Genomic DNA, 23,246 nt, shown 5'->3' with positions numbered 1-23,246 from the left:
CCTCCTCAGGATGAGGGTGTGGGCTCTAAAACAGCATGGAAAAGCGGCCTTTATGGCCGCTTTTCTTTTATGAGCCGGAGGATGGTTCCGTCTCCACCGCCTTCGGGCGCGCCTCGGCGCTGCGGACGAGCTGGATCACCGGAATGAGGCCGATCAGCACGATGAGGAGAGCTGCAAGCGAGCCATCTTCGAAGCGGCCGCGCGAGGCATATGTATAGACCTGCGTTGCCAGCGTCTCCGTGTTGAGCGGCCGCAGCAGCAGAGTTGCCGGCAACTCCTTGATGCAGTCCACGAAGATCAGAAGCGCGGCGCTGGCGAGCGCAGGGCGCATCAGCGGGATCTGAATGTGCCAGACCATTTCCTTCCGCGACGCGCCCAGCGTGCGCGCAGCATCTTCGAGACTGGGCGAAACGCGATCAAGCCCTGCCGAGAGCGAGCCCGTGGCAATCGACAGGAAGCGCAGTACATAGGCGATGATGATGCCGCCTGCCGTTCCCATGATGAGCAGGCCGAGACGCTCACCCGTGAGGTTGCGCCAGAGCGTGCCGATCAGCGAGTCGATCTTCACCAGCGGCGTCATGAGGCCAAGGGCCAGAACGGTGCCGGGCACCGTGTAGCCGAGGCCTGCCACGAACAGGGTGCTCTTCGTGAGTGGGGATTTGGCGATGCGTGCGGCGGAGACGAGCAGGGTCGCCAACGCCAGCACCGCGAGAGTAGCGGTGACTGAGAGCCCCACAGTCGTCAGGAGATGTTCGAGAAATTCCACATCAAACTGATCGACGAGGTTGCCGCGCAGGATCTCGCGCATCAGGAAGGCAAGCGGCAGGGCGAAGCCGAGAACGACCGGAATGCTGCAGAGCACTGTCGCGAGCCATGCGCGCCCACCGAAGAGCGGTGCCGGATGCACGACCCGTGAGCGCTTTGCAGAGGTGGCATAGCGCCGATCCTTGCGGCCATAGCGCTCGATCAGGATCAGTGCGACGACAAAAGCGAGCATCACGCAGGCGATCTGTGCTGCGCCTGCAAGGCTGCCGCGATTGAGCCATGTGTTGTAGACGGAGACGGTGAGGGTGCGCACGCCAAGATATTCGCTCGCGCCGATGTCGTTCAACGCTTCAAGCAACGCCAGCGACAGGCCGACGGCAAGCGCTGGGCGGGCGAGGGGAAGCGCGATGACGCGGAAGAGCTTGAGGCGGCTTGCGCCGAGCACGCGGGCCACTTCCAGCATGCTCGCGCTCTGCGTCAGGAACATCGCACGTGCGGCGATGTACACATAAGGGTAGAGCACGGCCGACATTACGATGACGCAGCCGTAAAGCGAGCGGACTTCCGGAAACCAGTAATCGGAACGTGATTTCCAGCCCATGAGATCGCGCAACGCCATCTGCACAAGGCCCGCGGAGTCGAAAAGCTCCACGTAGATATACGCCGTGATGTAGGTCGGCACGGCAAGCGGCAAGGGCAGAAGCCACACGAGAATATTGCGGCCGGGAAAGCGATGCGCCGTCACGAGCCAGGCAGATGTGATGCCCATGGAGCCTGCGACGACGGCGATGCCTGCGAGCAGCGCCAGCGTATCGACGATGCTCGCAGGCAGTACATTCTGGATCAGATGAGGCCAGATTTCCGCATCTCCCTCCATCGCGATCCCGATCAGCGCCGCGATGGGCATGAACACGAGCAGCCCCACCGCCGCCACGGCGGTGGAGAGCCACCACGGGATGCGCTTGGCCGCGCGCCAGGGGCCGAAGTGGAAGAAAGGCGATGCGTCTGTGGTTGCTTTCAATGGGAAATGGCGCCGCCGTTGCCGGCAGCGCCTCCTATGAGTGGGGCAGCTTCAAAAACTGCTTTTAAAGCCTTATTGGTCGAAGCCGACTTTGTCGACCAGTTCGCTGGCCTTCTTACGCAGCTTGGCGATCTCCGCAATCGGCACGTTGTCCGCCTTAAGCTCGCCGAAGGAGGCGATGGTCGGATGGATCGGAATGCCCGCCTTCACCGGGTATTCGGAATTGGCCTCGGCATGGATGCGCTGCGAGTCATCGGAGACCATGAACTCCATGAACTTCAGGGCATTCGCCTTGTTCGGCGCGTGCTTGGCGAGAGCAAGACCGGAGACGTTCACGTGGGTGCCGCCGCCCTGGAAGGTGGGCAGGATCACGTTGATCGCCTCGCCCCACTTCTTCTGCTCCTCGTCCTTGCCGTTGCGCATGAGCGACACGTAGTAGGTGTTGCCGATGCCGATGTCGCAGACGCCGGCCAGGATGTCCTTGGCCTGTTCGCGATCGCCGCCCGACGGCTTCTTGGCGAGGTTCGCCTTCACGCCCCTCAGCCATTCCTCGGCCTTCGCCTCGCCCATGTGAGCGATAGCGGCGGCAAACAGGCTGACATTGTAGAGCGCCTGGCCCGAGCGGGTGCAGATCTTGCCCTTCCACTTGGGGTCGGCGAGTTCTTCATAAGTGATCTTGTCCTGCTTCACGCGGTCTTTGGAGGCGTAGACCACACGGGCGCGCAGCGCGATACCGAACCAGTGACCTTCCGGATCGCGGTAGGCCGCAGGGATCACCTTCTCGAGCGCTTCCGACTTCACCGGCTGCGTCACGCCATAGTCCTTGGCGGCCTGCAGGCGGCCGATATCGACGGTGAGGATGATGTCCGCCGGGCTGTTCTCGCCCTCGGTGCGGATGCGCTCCTCGAGGCCGTTATTGATGAAGATCGTATTGACCTGGATACCCGTTTCTTTGGTGAACTCATCGAGGACCGGCTTGATGAGGCCCGGCTCGCGGGTCGTATAGATATTCAGCGCCTCCGCGGCGGAGGCGGAGATCGTGGAACCGGCCAAAGTCCCGAGAGCCGCAGCGCCGAACGCAAGGCTGCGCGCAAATTTCATCGTCAGCATCATCAAGATCCTTCACCAAAACGAACAGATTCAAGGTCTGTCCTGGATGGGCTGCAAGAACCATGATGGTGATGTTCGGTCAAGGAAAATATGAGTTAAAACAATAACTTATAAGTCTTCTAAACTGGATGCTTTTTTGAGGCATTCTAAGCTGAGACCACTTGGCGAAGGAACTGGGGCTCTGCTGTCGCACTCTTCAGCCGCGCGATCTCTGCTTCCATCATCTCCATGTTCTTGAACATGCGCTCGCTCGTCAGGCGCAGGAAGTAGAAGCCGAATTCGGGATTCTGGAAATAGAGCTCGCGAACCTCGTCATAGGAGATGTTCAGCACTTCGCCGTCGTCCAGGCATTCGAGAGTCTGGGTACGCCTGTTCTCGGGTGACATGAAGCCCATCTCGCCCACGACCTGTCCCTGCAGCAGCTCGATGTTGAGTTCCTTCAGGCGGTAGCGGCCGGAGAGAGTATAGAACATGCAGGTGGCGCTATCGCCTTTCGCGAACAGGATCTCTCCCGCTTTCACCTTGCGGCGGGTCATGAATGGCTTGAGCCACTCCATGGACAGATCGCTTTTCGATGCCTGCTTCACCTGACGGATCAGGCGGATCATCTGGTAGAGCCGCACCGTGTTGAGGGGGAGGAGGATCAGGTTGACCGTGATGCTCGGATACGCCCGCATGAACACCGCATAGGTGAGCGACACCGCGTTCGTGGCAATGCCGATGCAGCGCAGGGGAATGATCGTGCGCATGGCGCTGCCGGTGATGGCGAGAATGGCCCCCAGCCATGCCAATCCATCGAGCCACGTCATTCGATCGAGCAAGGCCGAGGCGTCGCTCCAGGTCATGAGATTCTCCCCCTTATGCATTCCGTAACGTCATATACCACTAAGCGTCACAGTGGCGACAGCTGTGCTTTGGCGCACCTCGAGGTAGCTCCGCCGGCGCTTCGCCATGAAAAAGGCCCCTCTCGGGGCCTCGGATCTTCCACTAATCTGTCTTTGGTCGATGCTCAGGGCTTCGCAGCCGGGCGCCGAGGCACAAGCCGGTCAGGCACGCTTAAACCCCGACGCTGAGGCTGCTGCGCATTTGTGGTCGGGCCCGCGGCGGCGCGGTTCGGCACAGAGCCTGTCGCGGATGGAGGCGGAGGGATGTCCGCGCGCGGCAGCACACCCTGAGGGGCAGGGGACATCGAACATCCACCCAGTGTCAGTCCGGCCAAGCCAAGAAGAGAAAAGATCATTCTCTGACGCATGATATAACTCCCCAGTTCCGTGGCATAAGCTAGGCCGTAAATGCGTTAAGTCCAGTCTGCATCGAGTCGAGCCATGGCGCGTCTGATATTCCTTGGATGGGGCTCCCCCGCAAAGCGGCGAGACCTACATCTACGACAAGTTTCAATTCCGCAATCGAAGAGGAGCACATGAGACCTCATTGCTGGAAGGTGCGCACACGGTCACCAAGCAAAGAGATACGCAGACTAGCGGGAGCGGCGTTGATGCTTGCGGTCCTCGGCGGGACGGCCGAAGCCAAGTGCCAGGACACGCCAGGGCCTGGCGCCGATTGGTCGGGGTGCTCCAAGGCACGCGTCATGCTGAGCGGAGATGACCTGACCGGCACGATCTTTCAGCGATCTCTCCTGACCGCGAGCGATTTCGGCAGTTCGAAAATGGCGGGAGCCAATCTCAGTGAGACGGAGATCAGTCGTGCCCGTTTCGAGAAGGCCGATCTGTCAAAAGCCGATTTTACTAAGGCGCTTGGATGGCGAGCGAACTTTGCCGAGGCCATATTGACCGGAGCCAATTTCGCTTCCGCCGACATGAACCGCTCGAATTTTGCGAAGGTTCAGGCCTCGGGCGCCAACTTCCTGAAATCAGAATTGAACCGTTCGGACTTCAGCGGTGCCAATCTCGAACGTGCCGATATGTCGAAGGCCGAGTTGGCGCGCGTGATCTTTCAGCAGACGAACCTGCGAGGCGTCAATTTCAGCTATTCGAATCTTTCCCGGGCGCAACTGGAAGGCTTGGTGCTTCAGGATGTGACTATGTCTGGGGCCTATCTTTACCTGACCCAGATGAGTGGTGCGGATCTGACGGCTGTCAAAGGCCTGACGCAGGCGCAGATCGACATGGCCTGCGGCGATGAGCAAACGAAGCTCCCTACAGGCCTCACAGCCCCGAAGACGTGGCCATGTAGCACCGACGACGATTGAAGGACCACAGGCTGAAACAAAGCATCAGCTTAACCGTTGAATTTCTCGAGGATTCAAAATCCGAGCTCTCTGATCGACCGGAGTGGGCCTAAGGTGACGACGCTCAAGGAATTCGAGGATGCCCTTCGCGAGCAAGGCATGCATATGGCTCTTGCTATCCTGCAGAAGTTGCGCGAACGCGACCGGGTGACACGCTCGGTGGCTCCGGCGCGGCGCATTGCCGGTCGGAAGATGACGCCTGATCTCGCCCGCCGCATTCTCGAACTCCATGCGACCACGGAAATGACCCAGCAGGAAATTGCCTTCGAGCTTGGGGTCAATCAGGGGCGGGTCAACGAGGTGATCAAGCGCGGTAAGTGGCTGAGCGATGATCCCGAGGCTCCCGAGGCCGTTGCACGGGACCGCGCGAAGGCCAGGATGACACGAGTGACCGAGCGGAAGAGTTCGCAGGGACAGAAAACCAATGCTGCTTCGTCCTCCGTTACCAAGAAACGGAAGAGTGGTGCCCGTGCCGATCAAACACAGCTCATCCTCGGCGATCTGTAGTTCGATTTAGGTCGAAGCTCACCAGCGAGCACAGTGTGTCGTGCCATCTCTTCTTAAAATGGTGAGCCTTACGCTTGGTTACGACTTGCCAGAAAAAACCCTGCCCGGAGGGCAGGGTAAGGATTCTCCTCGCCTTCGGATGTGATCCGAAAACACTGTAAGTGGGACATATCGTAAAGAACTTGTCAAATTATTTATTGTAGTAACTGATGAAAATCTTCGATATTCAGGAATATAAGCGTAAATCTCTGTAGTTGTCTCAAAAGTAGTACTACTTTTTTATCTTTCAGAATTGTCGCGCTACTGCAGGGTGTTGCAGATCTGTCATAGCCATATTTTGCAGCGGGTCCATAAACTGTCCTGGTTATCCCTCGCACAAAGGATGGCGGTTATGAGGACATATCTTGTTAGTTTACTGGCTGGAGCTGCATCCGCCGCGCTTCTTGCGTCGGCAGCATCCGCCGCGGATCTGCCGGCGCGTGCTGCGCCGCCAGCACCGATTATGGCGGCTCCGATCTTCACGTGGACGGGGTTTTATGCCGGCGTGAATGCGGGCTGGGGCTGGCGCAATGATGATGAAGAATCCGTTGTCCTAGGCGGCACGGTTCCGGGCACGTTGTTTTTCGACAACAATAACGACGGTGGCTTCGTCGGCGGCGCTCAGATCGGCTACAATTATCAAATCGGATCATTCGTGATCGGTCTTGAGACCGACATCCAATGGGCCGATACCGATAACGACGAGGAAGTGAGATTCGTCCCGGCCGGGGCTGCTGGCACATTCGTGCCCGGCGAGTTCAACAATGACCTGTCGGATTGGTTCGGCACCGTCCGCGCCCGCGCTGGTGTGGCTTTCGACCGCGTCTTGATCTACGCCACTGGTGGTCTTGCCTATACGGATAATGATACCGGATGGACAGTCGGCGGCGGTGTCGAGTGGGCGCTGCCCGTGAACTGGTTCGGGTCCTCGGCAGTCACGTTCGGTCTGGAAGGATTGTGGCTCAGCTTCGACGAGGACGACGATAACAATGGCGGGTTCGTCGGCACGTTCACCCCTGTCGGCGGGACACCGATTAATGTCATCGCGCCTGACGTGGGGAATGACGACAACGACTTCTTCGTGGCTCGTGCCAAGCTGAACTTCAAGTTCGGCACTTACTGAGTTCTGTCGTATCCGTGACGAGAAGGCCCGGGATTGAGCCCGGGCCTTTTCTTATGTCTTTTGAGGTGTGCTCAATAAAACGGCCGCGACCGGCCCATTTTGGGATCCTGATCGCGGCCGCGGCCCGTGTTTGCCCCCACGGAAGCTAAGCTCTAGACCGCCGAAAGGTGACCTGAATGAGGCGCGGCCTAGGAATAAAAATTTTTAAGAATTTTTGGAACTAAATCGGGAAACGTTCGTTATTAGGCATCTCCGGTCCTTTTTGCCCCTACGGCCGGACACCTCAGAGCACCCTCCGGGTGCTCTTTCTTTTTCTACGGTATCTCTGATTCTCGCCAAAAAAGCCAAGCTTTGTCGGCCGCATATTGACGCATCGTGCGGATCTGAAGGTCCGCGTCAGAGAATAGGGATCCCCGTTTTCCGGATTCAACGATGCTCTAACCGTAGGTCCTCTCGTCAACGATGACCTTGCCGTCATTGGGAAGAGTTCCCAGGGCGACAAAAGTGACGGAGCCTTTGAGCTTAGTGACGGAATGAAGTGTAGCTGTCACGGCCGCGACAAGCTCGTCCGAGGCTCCTGCGCATTCTGCCACGAGGGTCATCACGTCGGTTTCCCGCTCCCTCTCGACGAGCAAGCGCAGACGTCCGAGCTGCGGATGCCGCCGGCCGATCTCCGCAACCTGCTCGGGGCGCACGAACATGCCCTTTACTTTGGTCGCCTGGTCGGCTCTGCCCATCCAGCCCTTGATCCGCATGTTCGTGCGTCCACATGGGCTCAAACCGGGCAATGCAGCGGTGAGATCACCAAGCGCCAAGCGAATGAAGGGATGGTGCGGATCGAGAGTGGTGACGACGATCTCACCGACCTCGCCCTCGGGGACGGGATTGCCTGTGCCAGGACGCACGATCTCGACGATGATATCCTCGTTGACCACGAGCCCTTCGCGGGCGGAGGTCTCATAGGCGATGAAGCCGAGATCCGCCGTGGCATAGGCCTGAAAGGCCTCGACGCCATGTTCTGCGAATTCCTCCTGCAGGGATTTCGGAAAGGCGGCGCCTGATACGAGCGCTCGCTTGATGGACGAAAGGTTCCGGCCGGAGGTCGCGGCGCTGTCGAGCAGAATCTTCAGGAAATCCGGCGTGCCGCAATAGGCATTCGGGCGATAGGCCTCAATCAGCTCGAATTGCTGTTCGGTGTTGCCGGGACCAGCGGGAATGACCGCGCAACCGAGCGCCCGCGCGCCGGAATCCAAGATGAAGCCGCCCGGCGTCAGATGATAGCTGAAGGTGTTGAGCACGATGTCGCCACGGCGAAAGCCCGCCGCGAAAAGCCCGCGTGCCGCGCGCCAGGGGTCGATTACAGCAGCTTCCGCCTCGAAGATCGGCCCCGGCGATGTGAAGAGCCGCCCGAATGAACCAGGCGCCTCTGCAATGAACCCGCCGAAGGGCAGGGCGGATTTCTGAAGCGTCGAGAGTTCGCCCTTGCGCAGCACGGGGAGGGTGGCCAGGGCTTCACGGTTCGTGATGCTCGCCGCATCGATGCCCTTCAGCCTCTCCGCATAAGCCGGGGCAGCTGAAGCGCGAAGAAGGATATCCGGGAGGCGACGAAACAGATCGGCCTCCCGTTCCGCCGGGTCGCGCGTCTCGAGATGATCGTGATGGTCTATCATGTGACGGATCGAACTCCTCTCGTTGATCGACTTTCACAACGTGCAGCCATGCACGACTAGAGCTGATTCCGTATCCATGGATTCAGCTCTCTTCTTTGCTCGGCCGCATTTTTGAACGGCGACCGGATCCACTTCGCCGAAAAATGCTCTGGAGACGTGCGTCACGGCTGTCCTGATCAAGCGGCGGACTGCGTGTTCGGCAGGGCAGGTGCTTGAGCCGGAACTTCACCGAAGCGGTTGGCGCCCGGTGTGCCCGGCATGCAGAACCAGACGATGAGAGCGATACTTCCGAGGACCGGAACGAGCGCCAGCAGCAGCCACCAGCCGGAATAGTCCATGTCGTGCAGACGGCGCGCGCCGACGGCAAGACTCGGCAGGAGCAGAGCAAGCATCGCAATCACATTGAGAATGGGAAGGCCGATCGCGCCGTCCACGAAAGAGGTGACGAAGTAGACGATCACCGAAAACAGGAAGAACCACCAATATTCAGGCCGCGAAGCACGGCCGGTGAAGTCGGCGTATTTGGAAAAACAGGTTTTGATCGCGAGTCCGAAGTCCATTTTAGCAAGCCCCCCTAGAAGTGGAAAATGTGCACTGGGAATCTGTATGTTCGCAGTCCTGGAAATGCTAAGAATATCGTCTCCATGACGTCAAGCATATGACAGGTCATTCCTGTGGGACTTATGCCAGCCAGCGTTTACGACGCTTGTAGCTCTTCACAGCGCGGAACGACTTGCGGTCTCCTTCGGAAACGCCAAGATAGAATTCTTTCACGTCTTCATTCTCGCGCAGAGACTGCGCAGGACCGTCCATCACCACACGGCCTGTTTCGAGAATATAGCCGTAAGTGGCATATTTCAGCGCCATATTGGTGTTCTGTTCCGCGAGCAGGAATGACACGCCTTCGCTTGAATTGAGAATGCGCACGATCTCGAAAATCTCCTCGACGATCTGCGGTGCGAGACCCATGGACGGCTCGTCGAGCAGGATCATGGACGGCTTAGACATCATTGCCCGGCCGATGGCGCACATCTGCTGCTCGCCGCCGGAGGTGTAGCCTGCCATGGACGCGCGCCGTTGCTTCAGACGCGGGAAGTATTCGTAGATCGCCTCCAGATCGTGGCGGATGGCGGTGTTGCCATCCTTGCGCGTGAAGGCGCCGGTCAGGAGGTTTTCCTCGATCGTGAGGTGGCCGAAGCAGTGGCGACCTTCGAGAACCTGAATGCAGCCGCGCCGCACCAGTTCGTTGGGAGAGAGCTTGTCGACGCGCTCGCCCTTGAACTCGATCGAGCCCTTGGTGACCTCGCCGCGCTCGGCGTGGAGCAGGTTGGAAATCGCCTTCAGGGTCGTCGTCTTGCCCGCGCCATTGGCACCAAGCAAAGCGACGATGCCGCCCTTCGGCACGGTGAGCGACACGCCTTTGAGCACGAGGATCACGTGGTCATAGACCACCTCGATGTTGTTGACGGCGAGAACGGTTTCAGCCGCGTCCGGTTTATGCAGCGGCTGCATCTGAGCGGCATTCGTCATCACAGGATCCTCCTCGATTTCCCTCCCTCTTGTGGGGAGGGCCAGGGCGGGGGTGTCGGCGCCACGTTCTGTGATCTTGGCGCTCACACCCCCACCTCCCACTCCTCCCCACCGCAAGTCGGGTGTTCCCGACTTGCGTCAGACAAAGACAAGTCTCGGGCAAGCCCGAGGCTTGTGGGGGAGGAGAGTGCGCGATGCGCTTGGACTAGCTCGCCTTGTCGCAGGCTTCCGTGCGCTTGGGCCAGCCGGCGTTCTTCTCGGCATAGTCCTTTGCAGCGGCATCGAGCTGAGCCTTCACGCGGTCGGTCAGGGGCTCGATGGGGTTGGAGATCTTCACCCACTTCGTGCCATCCCATTCCTGCATGAAGGCGGGGCGGTGGCCGTTGTGGTCGGCGCACGAGAGCACGAGCTGGTCGGTGAAGCCTTCGAGGCCAAGTTCCTTCAGGCGGGCCGGATCGAGCTTGATGTTCTCCATGCCGCGGCGCACGTCCTCGCCGGTCACGGCCTTCTTGCCCGTGAGCTTCTGAGCCGTGGCGATGGCTTCCGCGATCAGCAGCGAGTTGTAGACGCCGCGGTTGTAGAGAACCTCGCCTACCTTGTCCTTGCCGGCTTTGGAGAGGCCCTTGTCGACCACGTGCTTCTGGATGTCCTGGATCGCCGGGAAGTTCGCACCGACGGCATGCCAGTTGAGCGTCTTGAAGCCCTTGGCTCCTGCGCCGCCACTCTTCGCATCATCCTCGCTCGGCCACCACACGGAATAGAACTTGTCCATGGGATAGCCGGAGCGCACCGCTTCCTTCACGGCCGCGCCGTTCATGGTGCCCCAGCCCCACATGATCATGTAATCGGGCCGGTCGCGTCGGGCGCTGAGCCATTGCGAGGACTGGTTCTGCATGTCCTGCGCGGCGACGGGATAAAGCGCCACCTCGAAGCCGATATCCTTCGCCATTTCCTGCAGCAGCGGAATCGGCTCCTTGCCGAAGGCGGCATCGAGATGGATGAAGCCGATCTTCTTGCCCTTCAGCTTGTCGAGGCCGCCTTCCTTCTCGCCGATATACTTGATGATCATCGACATGCCGTCCCAGTAGGTGGCCGGCGGGTTGAACACCCAGGGGAAGATGTCGCCGCGGGCCGAGGCCGAGAGGCCATACGCCATGGAGAGGATCGGGATCTTGTCGACGGAAGCGCGCGGGATGAGCGGCAGGGTGATGCCGGTCGACCATGGGTTGACCATGACCGGGTTCTTGCCCTTCACCGCCTCATAGCATTCGACGCCCTTCTTGGTGTCGTAGCCGGTCTCGCATTCCTCGACGACGAGCTTCACGCCGCCGATGCCGCCATCGCGCTGGTTCAGCATCTCGAGGTAATCGTGCATGCCGTCGGCGATGAACGTGCCGGAGCCCGCGAAGGGACCCGTGCGATAGGTGAAAAGGGGGACGTAGATCGAATCCTGCGCGAAGGCAGGCAGCGCGGTTCCGGCGAGAAGGGTCGCTGCGACCAGTTTAAGACTCAGTTTGCGAAACGACATGTTTTCGTTTCCTCCCGTTGTTGTCCGGCTTCACACCGGATTTCTCGATTCCCGTCTCCTTTTAAGTCTGCCGTCAGTAGGGGAACGGCCAGACCAGGAGCTTCTGCTTGCCGATCTGCCAGAGCCGCGCGAGGCCGTGCGGTTCGACGATCAGGAAAAAGATGATGAGCGCGCCCACGATCATGAAGCGCAGGTGCTCGATGGTGTCCGCGCCCACGGAAATGCCGAAGGGCGAGAGAACCGCGGGCAGCACGATGCCGAGCACGATGGGCATGATGAAGATGAGCGCCGCGCCGAAGAACGAGCCGATGAGGCTTCCCAACCCTCCGATGATCACCATGAAGAGGATGAAGAAGGACTGATTGATGTTGAACACGTCGTATTCCGCTCCGCCGTACCAGAGAAAGACGAGGAGAGCGCCCGCGACACCGCAGTAATAGGACGAGACGGCAAAGGCGAGGAGCTTCGTCTGCAGAGGACGGATGCCCATGAGCTCCGCCGCCAGATCCATGTCGCGGATTGCGATCCACATGCGCCCGATGCGGCCATGGACGAGGTTCGAGGCGAGCCAGGTGAGCAGGATCACGATGGTCAGGACCACGAGGTAGCGGACCTGCGGCGTGGCATTCGGGCCCATGATCGGGGTCCCGAAGAGAGTGCGCAACGGCGCATCGAGCGCACCCGAGACATTGTAGTTCACGAGCCACGGAATGCGGATGAAGCACCATTGCAGGAAGAACTGCGCGGCGAGCGTCGCCACTGCGAGATAGAAGCCCTTGATGCGTAAGGAAGGCAGACCGAACAGGGCGCCGATGGCGGCCGAGAAGAAGCCGGAGACGAAGATCCAGACGATCACGTTCACGCCCGGAAAGGCCGTCATCAGCTTGTAGCAGGCATAAGCCCCCACGCCCATGAAGGCACCCGTGCCGAGCGAGAGCAGGCCGGTGTAGCCGGTGAGGATGTTCAGGCCGATAGAGGCGAGCGAGAACACCAGGAAGGGGATCATCACCGCCTGGAGCAGGAAGCTGTTGCCGATGAAGGCGAGGGCATAGGCCGCCAGGATGATGAGGCCTATGCCGATCCTGTCCTCGCGCAAGGGGAAGATCGCGGAGTCGCTGACGTAGTTCGTCTTGAATTGACCGGCTTCGCGGTAGAGCACTGACAGGACTCCCTTAAATCCGTTCGATGATCTTCTCGCCGAACAGACCTTGCGGTCTGTAGAGCAGGAAGAGGAGGGCGATGACATAGGCGAGCCATGTCTCGACGCCGCCACCCACCAGCGGGCCCCAATAAAACTCGCCGATCTTCTCGCCGACACCGATGATGAGGCCGCCGATGATCGCGCCCGGAATGGAGGTAAAGCCGCCGAGAATGAGAACGGGCAGGGCCTTCAGCGCGATGATCTGGAGCGAGAAGGACACGCCCGAGCGGGCGCCCCACATGATGCCGGCGACCAGTGCCACGAGGCCAGCGGCGAACCACACGATGACCCAGATCTGGTTGAGCGAGATGCCGACGGAGAGCGCGGCCTTGTGGCTGTCAGCCACCGCGCGCAGCGCGCGTCCGATGCGGGTCTTGGAGAAGAACACCGCGAGGAGGCCGATCATGATCGAAGCAATGATTGCTGCGGCGATATCGAGATGCTGCAGGCGGATGGAACCGCCGAATGCATCGATCTCCGTCGTGCCCTGCGGCAGGAAGAGAGCGTCCGTGATCATCTCGCGCGGGCTGCCGCCGAAGATGAGTTCGCCGAAGCCGATCAGAAGATAGGTGAGGCCGAAAGTGGCCATGAAGAGAATGATATCGGGCTGGTTCACGAGAGGCCGCAGCACCACTCGCTCTACGACGACGGCGAGCACCAGCATCGCAACTGCAGCGAGGATCAGTGCCAGGAAGGCCGGGACGCCTTTTTCGTAAAGACCGACCAGGATCAAGGCCGCAAACACGACCATGATGCCTTGAGCGAAGTTGAACACGCCCGAGGCCTTGAAGATCAGCACGAAACCCAGCGCGATGAGCGCATAGAGAACGCCCGAAACCAACCCTTCCCAGAGCGTCTGGATCAGCAGATCCGGCGCCTCGCCCATGAAGACGAAGGGCTCGATGAAGACTTTGTAGAGGATGTCCATCGGCTGCCCCTCAATGCGCCACGCCGAGATAGGCGTCGATCACGCGCTGGTCGCGCTTCACCTCGTCCGGGGTGCCGTCCGCGATCTTGCGGCCGTATTCCAGCACGACCACACGGTCCGAGAGATCCATCACCACGCCCATATCGTGTTCGATCAGCGCGATGGTGGTGCCGTATTGCTGGTTCACCTCCAGGATGAAGCGGGACATATCCTCCTTCTCCTCTAGATTCATGCCCGCCATCGGCTCGTCGAGAAGCAGGAGGTCCGGCTCCATGGCGAGTGCGCGTCCGAGTTCCACACGCTTCTGCAGGCCGTAAGGAAGACGGCCTACGGGAGTTTTCCGGATATGCTGGATTTCCAGGAAGTCGATGATCTCTTCCACGAAGCGGCGGTGCTCCACCTCCTCCTTCATGGCCGGGCCATGGCGGAAGAGCTGCCAGAAGAAGTTCGACCGCATCTTGATGGAGCGGCCCGCCATGATGTTGTCGAGCGTGGACATGCTCTTGAAGAGCGCGACGTTCTGGAAAGTGCGGGCGATGCCGCCGCGCGCCGCCTCATAGGGCCGCATCTTCGGGCGCTTGACCCCTTTGAAGGTAATGCGGCCTTCGGTGGGATAATAGAAGCCGTTGATGCAGTTGAGCATCGAGGTCTTGCCGGCACCGTTCGGACCGATGATGGCGCGGATCTCGCTCTTGCGGATGTCGAAGGACACATCCGTCAGCGCCTTCACGCCGCCGAAGGCGAGAGACACGTTCTCGACAGCCAGGAGCACATCGCCCTTGGAGAGAACAGGATGATCGGGCGCTCTCATTCGGCGGCCTCCGGGATGAGAGTGGTCTTTTCAGCGGGATAGAGCTTCATGTCCCTGATCTTCACACGCGCGGAGATCACACCCTTGCGGCCGTCCTCGAAGGTGACCTCGGTCGAGATGTCGGCCTCGCTCGAACCGTCATAGAGCGCCTGAATGAGGGGCGCGTAACGCTCGGCGATGAAGCCGCGGCGCACCTTCTGGGTGCGGGTGAGCTCGCCGTCATCCGCATCGAGCTCCTTGTGCAGGATGAGGAAGCGCTTGATCTGCGCGCCGCCCATGCGCGGCTCCGCGGCAAGCGAGCGGTTCACCTCGTCCACGTGCTTCTCGATCATCTCGTAGACACGGGCGTGGCTGGCGAGCTCCTGATAGGAGGCGTAAGTGACGCCGTTCCGCTCGGCCCAGTTGCTCACCGCCACGAGGTCGATGTTGATGAAGGCGGAGACGTAATCCTTGCCGTCGCCGAAGCAGACCGCCTCCTTGATGTTGGGATAGAATTTCAGCTTGTTCTCGACGTATTTCGGCGGGAAGAGCGCGCCGTCCCGCATCTTGCCCACGTCCTTGGCGCGGTCGATGATCTTGAGGTGGCCATTGGCATCGAAGAAGCCGGCATCGCCCGAATGCACGAAGCCGTCGGGCGTCTTGGTCTCGGCGGTCTTCTCGTCGTCCTTGTAATAGCCGATGAACACGCCCGGCGAGCGGTAGAGCACCTCGCCATTGTCGGCGATGCGGATTTCCACCTCGGGGGCAGGGCGGCCCACCGTGTCGGCGCGGATCTCGCCGTCCGGCTGCATGGTGATGTAGACGGAGGCTTCCGTCTGGCCATAGAGCTGCTTCAGGTTCACGCCGATGGAGCGGTAGAAGCGGAAGATCTCGGGGCCGATGGCTTCGCCCGCCGTGTAGCCCACCTTCACGCGGGTCATGCCGTAGCGGTTGCGCAAGGGCGCATAGACCAGCACATTGCCGATCTGCCAGAGAAGGCGATCCCAGGCGCTGACGCCGGGCTCCCGGTTCAGGATCCTCTCGCCCACCTTGTTGGCGTGCTTGATGAAGAAATGGAACATGCGCCGCTTCAGGGCGCTCGCATCCTCGATGCGCACCATGGTGAGCGTGAGAATGCTCTCAAAGACGCGGGGCGGGGCGAAGATGTAAGTGGCGCCGACCTCGCGCCGATCCTCCGCCACCGTCTCAGGACTCTCGGGGCAGTTCACGCAGAGCCCTGCGAGGAAGGCTTGCGCATAGGAGAAGATGTGGTCGCCCACCCACGCGATGGGCAGGTAGGCCATGATCTCGTCCGTCTCGTTGAGGTTGTCGAAATCGCAGCCGATCCGGGCTGCCGCGATCACCGCATCGGAGGTGAGCATCACGCCCTTGGGACGGCCCGTGGTACCCGAGGTGTAGAGAATGATGGCAAGGTCCGAGCCTTTGCCGGTCCGCAGTTCGCGCTCGTTGTTTTCGGCTTCCCCGGCATCGGCCAGCCGCGCACGTCCTTCCTCGATTACGGCAGCGATGGAGTGAAGGCGGCTGTGGTCGTAGTCGCGCAGCCCCTTGTCTTCGTCGTAGAGCACATGCTCCAAGCGCGGCAGCTGGTCGGAGACGCTGAGCAGCTTGTCGACCTGCTCCTGGTCCTGCACCGCTGCGTGCGTCACCTCCGCATGGCTAAGCACATAGGCCATCTCCTCGGCGACGGAATCCGCATAGACCGGGATCGGGATCGCGCCGAGCCACTGGGCGGCGGCAATGGTCCAGTAGAGATAAGGGCGGTTATAGCCGATGACGGCGATCTTGCCGCCACGCTGAACCCCGAGCGACTGAAGGCCGGAGGCATAGGCGCGGACGATGTCGTAGACCTGCGCCCAGGTCCAGGATTGCCAGATCCCGAGGTCCTTATGGCGGAATGCGGTTCGCTGCGGGCGAATGCGGGCATTCCGCGCCAGCAGTTTGGGGAACGTATCTTCGCGCGAGTCCGCAGCCGCCGTCACCGACGTCTCCTCCCTGGACACCGCATGGCCTGATGAGCCTGCGGGTTGGCCTCGTTTCCTCTGTTGCGCGGTTGTTATGGCCCGCGCCTTTGACCGGTCGATCGCCGGCTGCCCTTGTCGAGCTTTGTGGGAGGTATTCTGTCGTGCCGGTTCGGCATCGGCAAGGCGCAGGCCACCAATACCATGGACTAATATCGGCCGTGTGTGCTTTCAGGCAGGCGCTCTTAGCCTGATTCAGGCTTATGGCACCGCCGTGAGGGCTGCGGGCTCGATCTCCTCCGCCCTGACCAGGCGCTCGACCCCCACCGTGTTCTTCACACGATAGAGCCGGTCGCCGCTTTCCTCGAAAACAAGGCAAACTATGCAATAGGTACGGTGATCCGCGTATCCGGAGGGATGGGTGATCCGCACAAGCTGGCCGATGTGAAACCTGTCCTGCTGCATCAGCGCCTCCAACATCATTGAGATGCGATGAACACGGGCATGAATAAGGCGGAGGTCGCTCAGGCCTGTTCAACTCCCGTGTCAGATCGGATCAAGGATGATCGCTGTGGCGACACGATGGCAATGGCTTAAACCGTCGCACGATCCGCATCCTTGTCCGGCATCGATCAGGAAAACGTGAAGGCATCGAGCCTGCATTCACATAGGCTAGTGCATTGTGAACGAGCGCGGTGACGGACCGGCTTCCGGCCGCGCTCGCACGCGAATGAAATGGTCAGGCTATTGCGTAGGCTTCGCTGGGGCGCCGCCGGGAGGGGGATTGGCAGGTGCAGTGGTCGAAGGGTTATTCGTATCCGTGCTGCCTGTCTCGTTAGGACCATCGTCGCCGCAGGCAGCAAGGGCAAGCATCGCAGCGAGAGGCAGGATCAGTCGAAATCGCATGAGCATCTCCTTCTCTGGAGCATCAACTCCGCGTCTTCGGGAAGGTTCTGGTCCCCACCTCGACGAGATCGCTTGCCGACACCCTATGGAAAGCGGCTTCCAAAAGAAAAGCCGCGTCTCGGTGAAAACCAAGAACGCGGCTCGTGTCGCGTAAGCCCCCATACATGACAGTGTTTTTATAAAATCGATTGGTCAGTTTCGTTGAATTGGCCCCATTAATAGGGTGGTGTGTAACTCAAAACTCCCTCGAAAGAAGTAAGTATAACTACGTAATTTACTGCTAAGCTGCGTCTATTCGTGAGGAGTGATCTGCAGAATGGCCAAGCTTTACTTGGGAAGCTAAAGCCTTTGCTGCCAACGCTAATTCGTCGCCAGGCCGCAGTGCCCACGGCATCGCGCATTGCCCGGTTGGACTGCGCTGAGACAAAAGGTCCTGGAACGCGTTGTGTTGGCTATTAGGAAGCTCAGAGGCCCTCATGGATCCGGAGCATCGTACGAGTGTCTTGACCGTAGCAGGCTTCGCAGCAGGCGTTCTGGCCCTCGGAGCGCTGATTACGGTCATGCTGGTTTATGGCTGATTGTTTCTCCCTTGTTGGCGCGCCGCTGCTCGTCGGTCTCCCGAAAAAGGGTAAAAGGGAGAGTTGAAGCTGGTGCAGGGTGAGTAATGATTCAGAGGAGATTTCTGAGACGAAGCCGGAAGATTAATCTATGTGATTAGGAGGCTGGAAGGGTTCAGGCCTCAAGATGGCAACCTCAGGTGCTGCCATGCCTCGCTTTTACATCGATCTTCGAGGTCATTTTGGAATGAGGGAGGACCTCACCGGAACTGAGCTGCCTGATGCAGCCGCGGCCGAGAAGGCGGCGCTTAGGGTTGCCGAGGAACTCTTGAACAGTTGGAGCGGAATGCTTCCCAGCTACTATGACGAAATCACGATCGAGGTGAGGGGAGAGGATCTCCACCCGATCATTTTGATCCCCTATTCTGAGTTCGTGAAATACGTTGAACTGGCGAGGTCGGAGAAGGCTTCGAGCGGCGATCGCGTTCTTTTTGAGCCACGCACGCTTCCTGTAGGCCCTCCACCCGCGTCATCAGATCCGTGGCAGTCTTAGGCTTTAGGCCCTGACCAGCGGTCAATCCAGAGACGATGCGCTTCCTGTCTTCTCGCCTCAATCCATGGCTGGCTTGCGCATGAGTTCACGCCTCGCGGCTGGTCTCAGGCCTCGCGCTTCTCCAGAGACGGATTCGCAAAGGGCCGGAGCGGCCACGGATGGACGTCTGGAACGCCTCGTCGAGGAAGCCTGTATTGAAGACCGAACAAGCGTCTCCAGCCGCATCGAAGAGATCCGCGCTGAGGGCGACATCCGCTTGGTGATGGGCCGCGACTTCCATCAGCCGGCTTGCCACGTTCACTGTGTCACCCGTCGCCGTAATGTGATGGTGGCTGTCCCCACCAAGGCGAGAGGCGACGATCAGTCCGTAATGCGCTCCGATCTTGAAGCCGAGCCTGGAGGAAACCGACCTTGGTAATGTTGCGAGCCATGCATTCGTGCGGGAGCATAAACGAACGCAGGCCTCAACTGCATGGCAGGCATCCTGCGGATCAGGCTCGGGGAGGCCGAAGATGATCATGGCGCCGTCTCCCATGAAGCTCGCCACAAGACCGTGGCACCGCACGACCTCCTCGTCGATCAGTTCGTGAAATTCCCTGAGCACTTCCTGGATTTCACCGGGATCCACAGTTTCGCTCAAGCCTGTGAAGCCGGATAGATCAATGAAGATGAGAGCTGCTTCCTGCTGAAGGGGCTTTATCAGAAAGTCCGGATCGCGCTTCAGTCGATCGGTTAGGCTTGGCGGCTGAAAATGCCGCAATGTGCTGCTCTCCCGGGCGAGTTCTTCCGCACGCCGTCGATCAAGCCAAAGGCTTACGGCACCGAACAGAACGGCCGGTGGCGCGGTAGCGGCCAGAGGGAGGGTCGCGCTGAGCCAGATGCCGTAGGTGAAGGCAACGATCGTCAGTCCGACCCAGACGAGGGCAATGACTGCGATGATGGCAAAACTGAGTGTGCTGCGCTGCCATGCCAGCAGCAGCACGGCAAGCGCAGGCAGAATGACGGCTATTGCCACGTCGACGAGGCGCACGCGCCGGTCTCTGATCAATCCATCGCCGGTCGTCAGATGCGCAATGGCGGTCGCCATGACTTCCACTCCGGGCAGCACAGGGTCGAAGGGCGTGGGGAAAACGTCGCCGCCTCCGGTAATCGTTGCCCCCATCACCACGATCTTGCCGCGGACCGCTTCTGCCTTGAGCTCGCCCTTGAGGATTTCGGTCGCGGAGATCGTCCGGATCGAGCCGCGAGGGCCGTAGAAACGAAGCGGCAGCGAATACCCGAAATCCGTTCTGACCGAAAAGCCGTCGAGTTCGATATGGTGGGATTCGATCACTGGATTCTGGCCGGATGCGATAGACGCCGCTCGCAGCGGGAACGATGGCAGGAGCTGATCGCCTGCCCGGACGAGAAGGGGAACATGCCGCGGCACGCCCGAGGGATCCGTCGCGACATTGACTGCGCCAATAGCTGCGACCTGACGCAGAGGGGTGACAGGAAGGTACAGGTTCCGCGCTATCGGTACGCGTTCAAGTTCACTGCTGCCGTAGCTGAAGACGGTCTGGATCGGGCGGTCGAAAATGCCGGCAGCCGCAAGAATGCTCCGCGTTTCTGCAAGAGCGGTCGCAAGGGCCTGGTCCATCTCTCGTGGGTCGGGGTCAAGGAAAAGGAGATCGATGGCAACGATCTTTGTCTCTAACCGTCCGAGTTCCTCGACGAGCCGGGCAATCACGCTGCGGGGAAGCGGATACGAACCGGCTAGCTGCACCGTCTCGTCGTCAATGGCTAAAATGACGACTGAACCCGGTGCGGTCCTCGGCCCCTGGACGAGAAAGCGGAGATCGGTGAGAGGAGCTTCGATGCGGTCGAGAACCGAGATGTCGCCGCGCCAGTGAAACCAAGCCAGGCTGCCACCCCACAGGATTGCCAAAAGCATTGCCAAGAGAGTGGAAGATTGGCGTCTGGCGTCCATCACCGGATTTGCCGTCCGAAGCGCTCCAAGAGGGCATTGGCCCGTGCAATGGGCCAGCGCCTGACCGTCAATGGTGCTCTTCCAGAATCCACATCCACGCCCTCACCGGGGCCAAGCTCGACGCCTGCCCGAGCACCGGAGCGCCGGACGGCTACGCGGCCGCTCAACACAAAGACGGCCGTCTTTCCCTCCGCCACATCGACAACCCATTGCGTGCCGCGGACCGCAGCGATGGCGACGGGTGTCCGAACCTGAAATCCAGTGCCTCTGGACGACGGTTCCGCTTCGATAAGAAGCGCGCGATTACGCAGGTTGACCTCGTCCGGACGTCCGTCACTGTCACGATCCACAAGCGCATAATCGGCGCCGGACTCAGCCTCGATCTGCAGCCCGTCTTGGCAGCGCAACACTTGTCTGCTGGGGGAGCCTGACCGCTGCAGCGTGCATCCGGAAACCTGCGCCTGAGTTGGGCCAGGGGTGAGAAAGCCGCCCAGAGCAGCAATCACGATCCACCATCCGCTCAACCTGGAGGCGCGGGCTCCATCGCCGACCGATTGGAGTGTCATGAGGCACCTCCCTGTTCATCACCGGCTCCAGGGACCTTGTTTTGCAAAAATCGCTCAGCTTGGAGGAGCCTGATTATGGCAGCACGGTCTGCCGATCTAAGTGCGAGAGCACACCAGACTGTCTGCGAAGGTGATGCGGGAGGCTCTCGGGTGAACGGGAGTGGAGAGGGCCAAGGCCCTCTCCACGATTTCAGAATCTCAATCGTAGAGGACCGCCGCGATCTTCGGATCGTTCATGTTCGACTTGTCGTAGTAGTAGAAGCCGGTGTCGATCACCTTGTCGAGCTTCTCTCCTTTGAGGGCCTTCACGGCAGCCTCGACCGTCTTGTAGCCGATGCCGACAGGATTCTGGGTAATGGCCCCTGCCATGAGGCCTTCCTGAATGGCCTGCTTCTGCTGCTTGCCGGAATCGTAGCCGATGATGACGATCTTGCGGTTCATCTCCCTGGCGCCGTTGACGACTCCGATGGCAGAACCTTCGTTGGCTCCGAAGATCCCCTTGAGCTTCGGATTGGCCTGCAGAATCGACTTCGTAATCTCCGTCGATTTCAGATGATCGCCCGAGCCGTACTGGACGCTCACGATATTGATCTTCGGGTACTTCTCCTTGATCCGGTTGACGAAGCCGTCGCGCCGGTCGATGCCGGTGCGGCTGGTCTGGTCGTGGACGACAAGGGCAATGTCCCCTTCGCCGCCGATAAACTCAGCCATCTTGTCGGCGGCAAGCGCTGCGGCCGCGATGTTGTTGGTCGCTGCGGTGGTGAGGGGGATATCGCTGTCGACCCCTGAGTCGAACGCGATCACCGGGATCTTGGCGGCCTGCGCCTTCTTCAGAAGAGGAATGGCCGCCTGGCTGTCGAGAGCCGCAAAGCCGATGGCCTGCGGGTTCTTGGCGAGGGCCGCCGACAGCATGTCGATCTGCTTGTCGACCATAGTCTCGCTGTCCGGACCTTCGAAGGTGATCCGCACCTTATAGTCCTTGGCTGCCTGTTCGGCTCCCGCCTTGACGGCCTGCCAGAACTGGTGCTGGAACCCCTTCGAGATAAGCGGGATATAGGTTTCCTGAGCGGCTGCCGGCCCCGCAAGACCGACAAGAGCTCCGATGCCGATGGCACCGATCAGAGTGCGTCTGTTCAACATGTTTTCCTCCTGGACATCATCGTTTGTTGGCTCCGGCATTCTGTTGGGATGAGTGGGCCGGATTGTCATGGGTTGAGCCGGGCTTGTTCTCCTTCAGTGACTTGGGGGCAGGGGTTACCCTTGGCCTTTGCGGCGCAGGATGTCGGCGTAGACGGCGAGGATGATGATGATTCCCGTCACGACGGTCTGCCACTCCTGGGCGACCGAGAGGATCCTCAACCCATTCGTGAGAACGCTGATGATCAGCGCGCCGATGATCGTTCCCAGGATGGTGCCGCGGCCGCCGCTGAGCGATGTGCCGCCGATGACCACGGCGGCAATCGCGTCGAGCTCATATCCCTGTCCGAGCGCGGGCTGTGCGGAATTCAGGCGTGAGGCGATGATGAGGCCCGCGATGCCGCAGATCGCGCCGGAGACCGTGTAGACGATGATCTTCCAGAAATCCGTGTTCACGCCGGACAGGCGCACCGCTTCCTCGTTGGAGCCCAGGGCAAACGTATAGCGGCCCAAGGCGGTACGGGTGAGAACGATGCTTGAGGCGATCGCCACAACAAAGAGGATGAGAACGCCGTTGGGAATGGGAAGAAACGGAAGAATGGTGCCGATGAGGGATTCCTGCGAGATCATCGGAAAGTTCGGCGTATCGTTGAAGTAGATGGGCCGCGTCCCCGAAATCACGAGGGCGAGCCCCTTCAGCAGCATCATCATGCCGAGCGTCGCGATGAACGGCGGGACCTTCATCTTGGCGATGATGGTGCCCGAGGTGGCGCCGCACAGAGCGCCCGCGGCGATCGCCGCAACGATACCGACCGGAATCGGCAGACCCCAGTAGGTCAGGAAGACGCCGGCGATCACCGCGCAGAAGGTCATCAGCGTGCCGATCGACAGATCGATCCCGCCCGTAATGATCACGAAGGTCGCCGCAACCGCGAGGACACCGTTGACGGCCGTCGCCTGAAGAATGCCGATGAGATTGTCTCTCTGGAGAAAGTTCTCGGAGGCGATGCTGAACACTGCCATGAGCGCAATCAGACTGGCGAAGGCAAGAAGCTTCTGCCAGGCCCCCTGGCTCAGCACGGCCGATTTGATGACGGTGCGGGTTTCCTGCTCTGCAAT

General features: G+C 60.2%; 20 protein-coding genes. 4 read left to right on the top strand and 16 right to left on the bottom strand.

The genetic code is table 11. The features are described 5' to 3' along the window. Positions 1-67: 67 nt before the first annotated feature. The 3 genes from ACUXUR_RS18945 to ACUXUR_RS18935 form a co-directional block, all read right to left on the bottom strand. Positions 68-1,786: an ABC transporter permease gene (locus ACUXUR_RS18945; RefSeq protein WP_445503911.1), complete on the bottom strand. Its 1,719-nt coding sequence runs from the start codon at positions 1,784-1,786 to the stop codon at positions 68-70. Between the two features lie 72 nt (positions 1,787-1,858). After that, positions 1,859-2,887, bottom strand: a complete 1,029-nt coding sequence (locus tag ACUXUR_RS18940; RefSeq protein ID WP_445503910.1) for a Fe(3+) ABC transporter substrate-binding protein — start codon at positions 2,885-2,887, stop codon at positions 1,859-1,861. A gap of 155 nt (positions 2,888-3,042) precedes the next feature. Next, positions 3,043-3,705 (bottom strand): Crp/Fnr family transcriptional regulator, encoded by a 663-nt coding sequence (locus ACUXUR_RS18935; protein ID WP_445503963.1) that lies wholly within the window; start codon positions 3,703-3,705, stop codon positions 3,043-3,045. 539 nt (positions 3,706-4,244) lie between these two features. Between ACUXUR_RS18935 and ACUXUR_RS18930 the strand changes: the two genes are divergently transcribed. The 3 genes from ACUXUR_RS18930 to ACUXUR_RS18920 all read left to right on the top strand — a co-directional run bounded on the left by ACUXUR_RS18930 (position 4,245) and on the right by ACUXUR_RS18920 (position 6,813). Continuing rightward, positions 4,245-5,105, top strand: a complete 861-nt coding sequence (locus ACUXUR_RS18930; protein WP_445503909.1) for a pentapeptide repeat-containing protein — start codon at positions 4,245-4,247, stop codon at positions 5,103-5,105. A gap of 93 nt (positions 5,106-5,198) precedes the next feature. After that, entirely contained in the window at positions 5,199-5,651 is a 453-nt protein-coding gene (locus tag ACUXUR_RS18925; protein ID WP_445503908.1) for a sigma factor-like helix-turn-helix DNA-binding protein, read from the top strand. A 391-nt stretch (positions 5,652-6,042) separates the two neighbouring features. After that, positions 6,043-6,813 (top strand): outer membrane protein, encoded by a 771-nt coding sequence (locus tag ACUXUR_RS18920; protein WP_445503907.1) that lies wholly within the window; start codon positions 6,043-6,045, stop codon positions 6,811-6,813. 437 nt (positions 6,814-7,250) lie between these two features. On the opposite strand, the gene ACUXUR_RS18915 is transcribed toward ACUXUR_RS18920, so the two are convergent. From ACUXUR_RS18915 to ACUXUR_RS18875, 9 genes are all read right to left on the bottom strand, one after another. Further along, complete coding sequence (locus ACUXUR_RS18915; RefSeq protein ID WP_445503906.1) at positions 7,251-8,483, bottom strand: phenylacetate--CoA ligase family protein; 1,233 nt, start codon at positions 8,481-8,483, stop codon at positions 7,251-7,253. A 176-nt stretch (positions 8,484-8,659) separates the two neighbouring features. After that, positions 8,660-9,043, bottom strand: coding sequence for a DUF805 domain-containing protein (locus ACUXUR_RS18910; RefSeq protein WP_445503905.1), 384 nt, complete (start codon positions 9,041-9,043; stop codon positions 8,660-8,662). Positions 9,044-9,164: 121 nt separating this feature from the next. After that, on the bottom strand, positions 9,165-10,013 hold the full coding sequence (locus ACUXUR_RS18905) for an ABC transporter ATP-binding protein (RefSeq protein ID WP_445503904.1): 849 nt from the start codon (positions 10,011-10,013) through the stop codon (positions 9,165-9,167). A gap of 205 nt (positions 10,014-10,218) precedes the next feature. Then, on the bottom strand, positions 10,219-11,541 hold the full coding sequence (locus ACUXUR_RS18900) for an ABC transporter substrate-binding protein (RefSeq protein ID WP_445503903.1): 1,323 nt from the start codon (positions 11,539-11,541) through the stop codon (positions 10,219-10,221). 73 nt (positions 11,542-11,614) lie between these two features. Next, positions 11,615-12,700, bottom strand: a complete 1,086-nt coding sequence (locus ACUXUR_RS18895) for a branched-chain amino acid ABC transporter permease (RefSeq protein ID WP_445503902.1) — start codon at positions 12,698-12,700, stop codon at positions 11,615-11,617. Between the two features lie 13 nt (positions 12,701-12,713). Next, the gene (locus ACUXUR_RS18890) at positions 12,714-13,670 is read right to left on the bottom strand and encodes a branched-chain amino acid ABC transporter permease (RefSeq protein WP_445503901.1); all 957 of its coding nucleotides are present in this window, start codon (positions 13,668-13,670) and stop codon (positions 12,714-12,716) included. Between the two features lie 10 nt (positions 13,671-13,680). Beyond that, positions 13,681-14,481: an ABC transporter ATP-binding protein gene (locus tag ACUXUR_RS18885; RefSeq protein WP_445503900.1), complete on the bottom strand. Its 801-nt coding sequence runs from the start codon at positions 14,479-14,481 to the stop codon at positions 13,681-13,683. Then, positions 14,478-16,460, bottom strand: a complete 1,983-nt coding sequence (locus ACUXUR_RS18880; RefSeq protein ID WP_445503899.1) for an AMP-dependent synthetase/ligase — start codon at positions 16,458-16,460, stop codon at positions 14,478-14,480. Before ACUXUR_RS18880 ends, ACUXUR_RS18885 begins: the two co-directional genes overlap by 4 nt. Before the next feature lie 240 nt (positions 16,461-16,700). Next, positions 16,701-16,904, bottom strand: coding sequence for a hypothetical protein (locus ACUXUR_RS18875; RefSeq protein ID WP_445503898.1), 204 nt, complete (start codon positions 16,902-16,904; stop codon positions 16,701-16,703). A gap of 1,206 nt (positions 16,905-18,110) precedes the next feature. Here ACUXUR_RS18875 and ACUXUR_RS18870 point away from each other — a divergent pair. Further along, positions 18,111-18,455, top strand: coding sequence for a DUF6894 family protein (locus tag ACUXUR_RS18870; protein WP_445503897.1), 345 nt, complete (start codon positions 18,111-18,113; stop codon positions 18,453-18,455). 85 nt (positions 18,456-18,540) lie between these two features. On the opposite strand, the gene ACUXUR_RS18865 is transcribed toward ACUXUR_RS18870, so the two are convergent. The 4 genes from ACUXUR_RS18865 to ACUXUR_RS18850 form a co-directional block, all read right to left on the bottom strand. Beyond that, the gene (locus ACUXUR_RS18865; protein WP_445503896.1) at positions 18,541-20,424 is read right to left on the bottom strand and encodes a CHASE2 domain-containing protein; all 1,884 of its coding nucleotides are present in this window, start codon (positions 20,422-20,424) and stop codon (positions 18,541-18,543) included. Next, on the bottom strand, positions 20,424-20,990 hold the full coding sequence (locus ACUXUR_RS18860; protein WP_445503895.1) for a FecR family protein: 567 nt from the start codon (positions 20,988-20,990) through the stop codon (positions 20,424-20,426). The genes ACUXUR_RS18865 and ACUXUR_RS18860 overlap by 1 nt, the downstream gene beginning before the upstream one ends. 198 nt (positions 20,991-21,188) lie before the next feature. Continuing rightward, a complete protein-coding gene (locus tag ACUXUR_RS18855; RefSeq protein WP_445503894.1) occupies positions 21,189-22,130 on the bottom strand; it encodes an ABC transporter substrate-binding protein in 942 nt (313 codons plus the stop codon). A gap of 114 nt (positions 22,131-22,244) precedes the next feature. Continuing rightward, positions 22,245-23,246 carry an ABC transporter permease gene (locus tag ACUXUR_RS18850; protein WP_445503962.1) on the bottom strand — a complete coding sequence of 334 codons (1,002 nt, stop codon included), beginning with the start codon at positions 23,244-23,246 and terminating at the stop codon, positions 22,245-22,247.

This window comes from Microvirga medicaginis, assembly GCF_052658925.1.
Note: the sequence above shows the minus strand (reverse complement) of the source record. Positions and strands in the feature narration are given on the sequence as shown.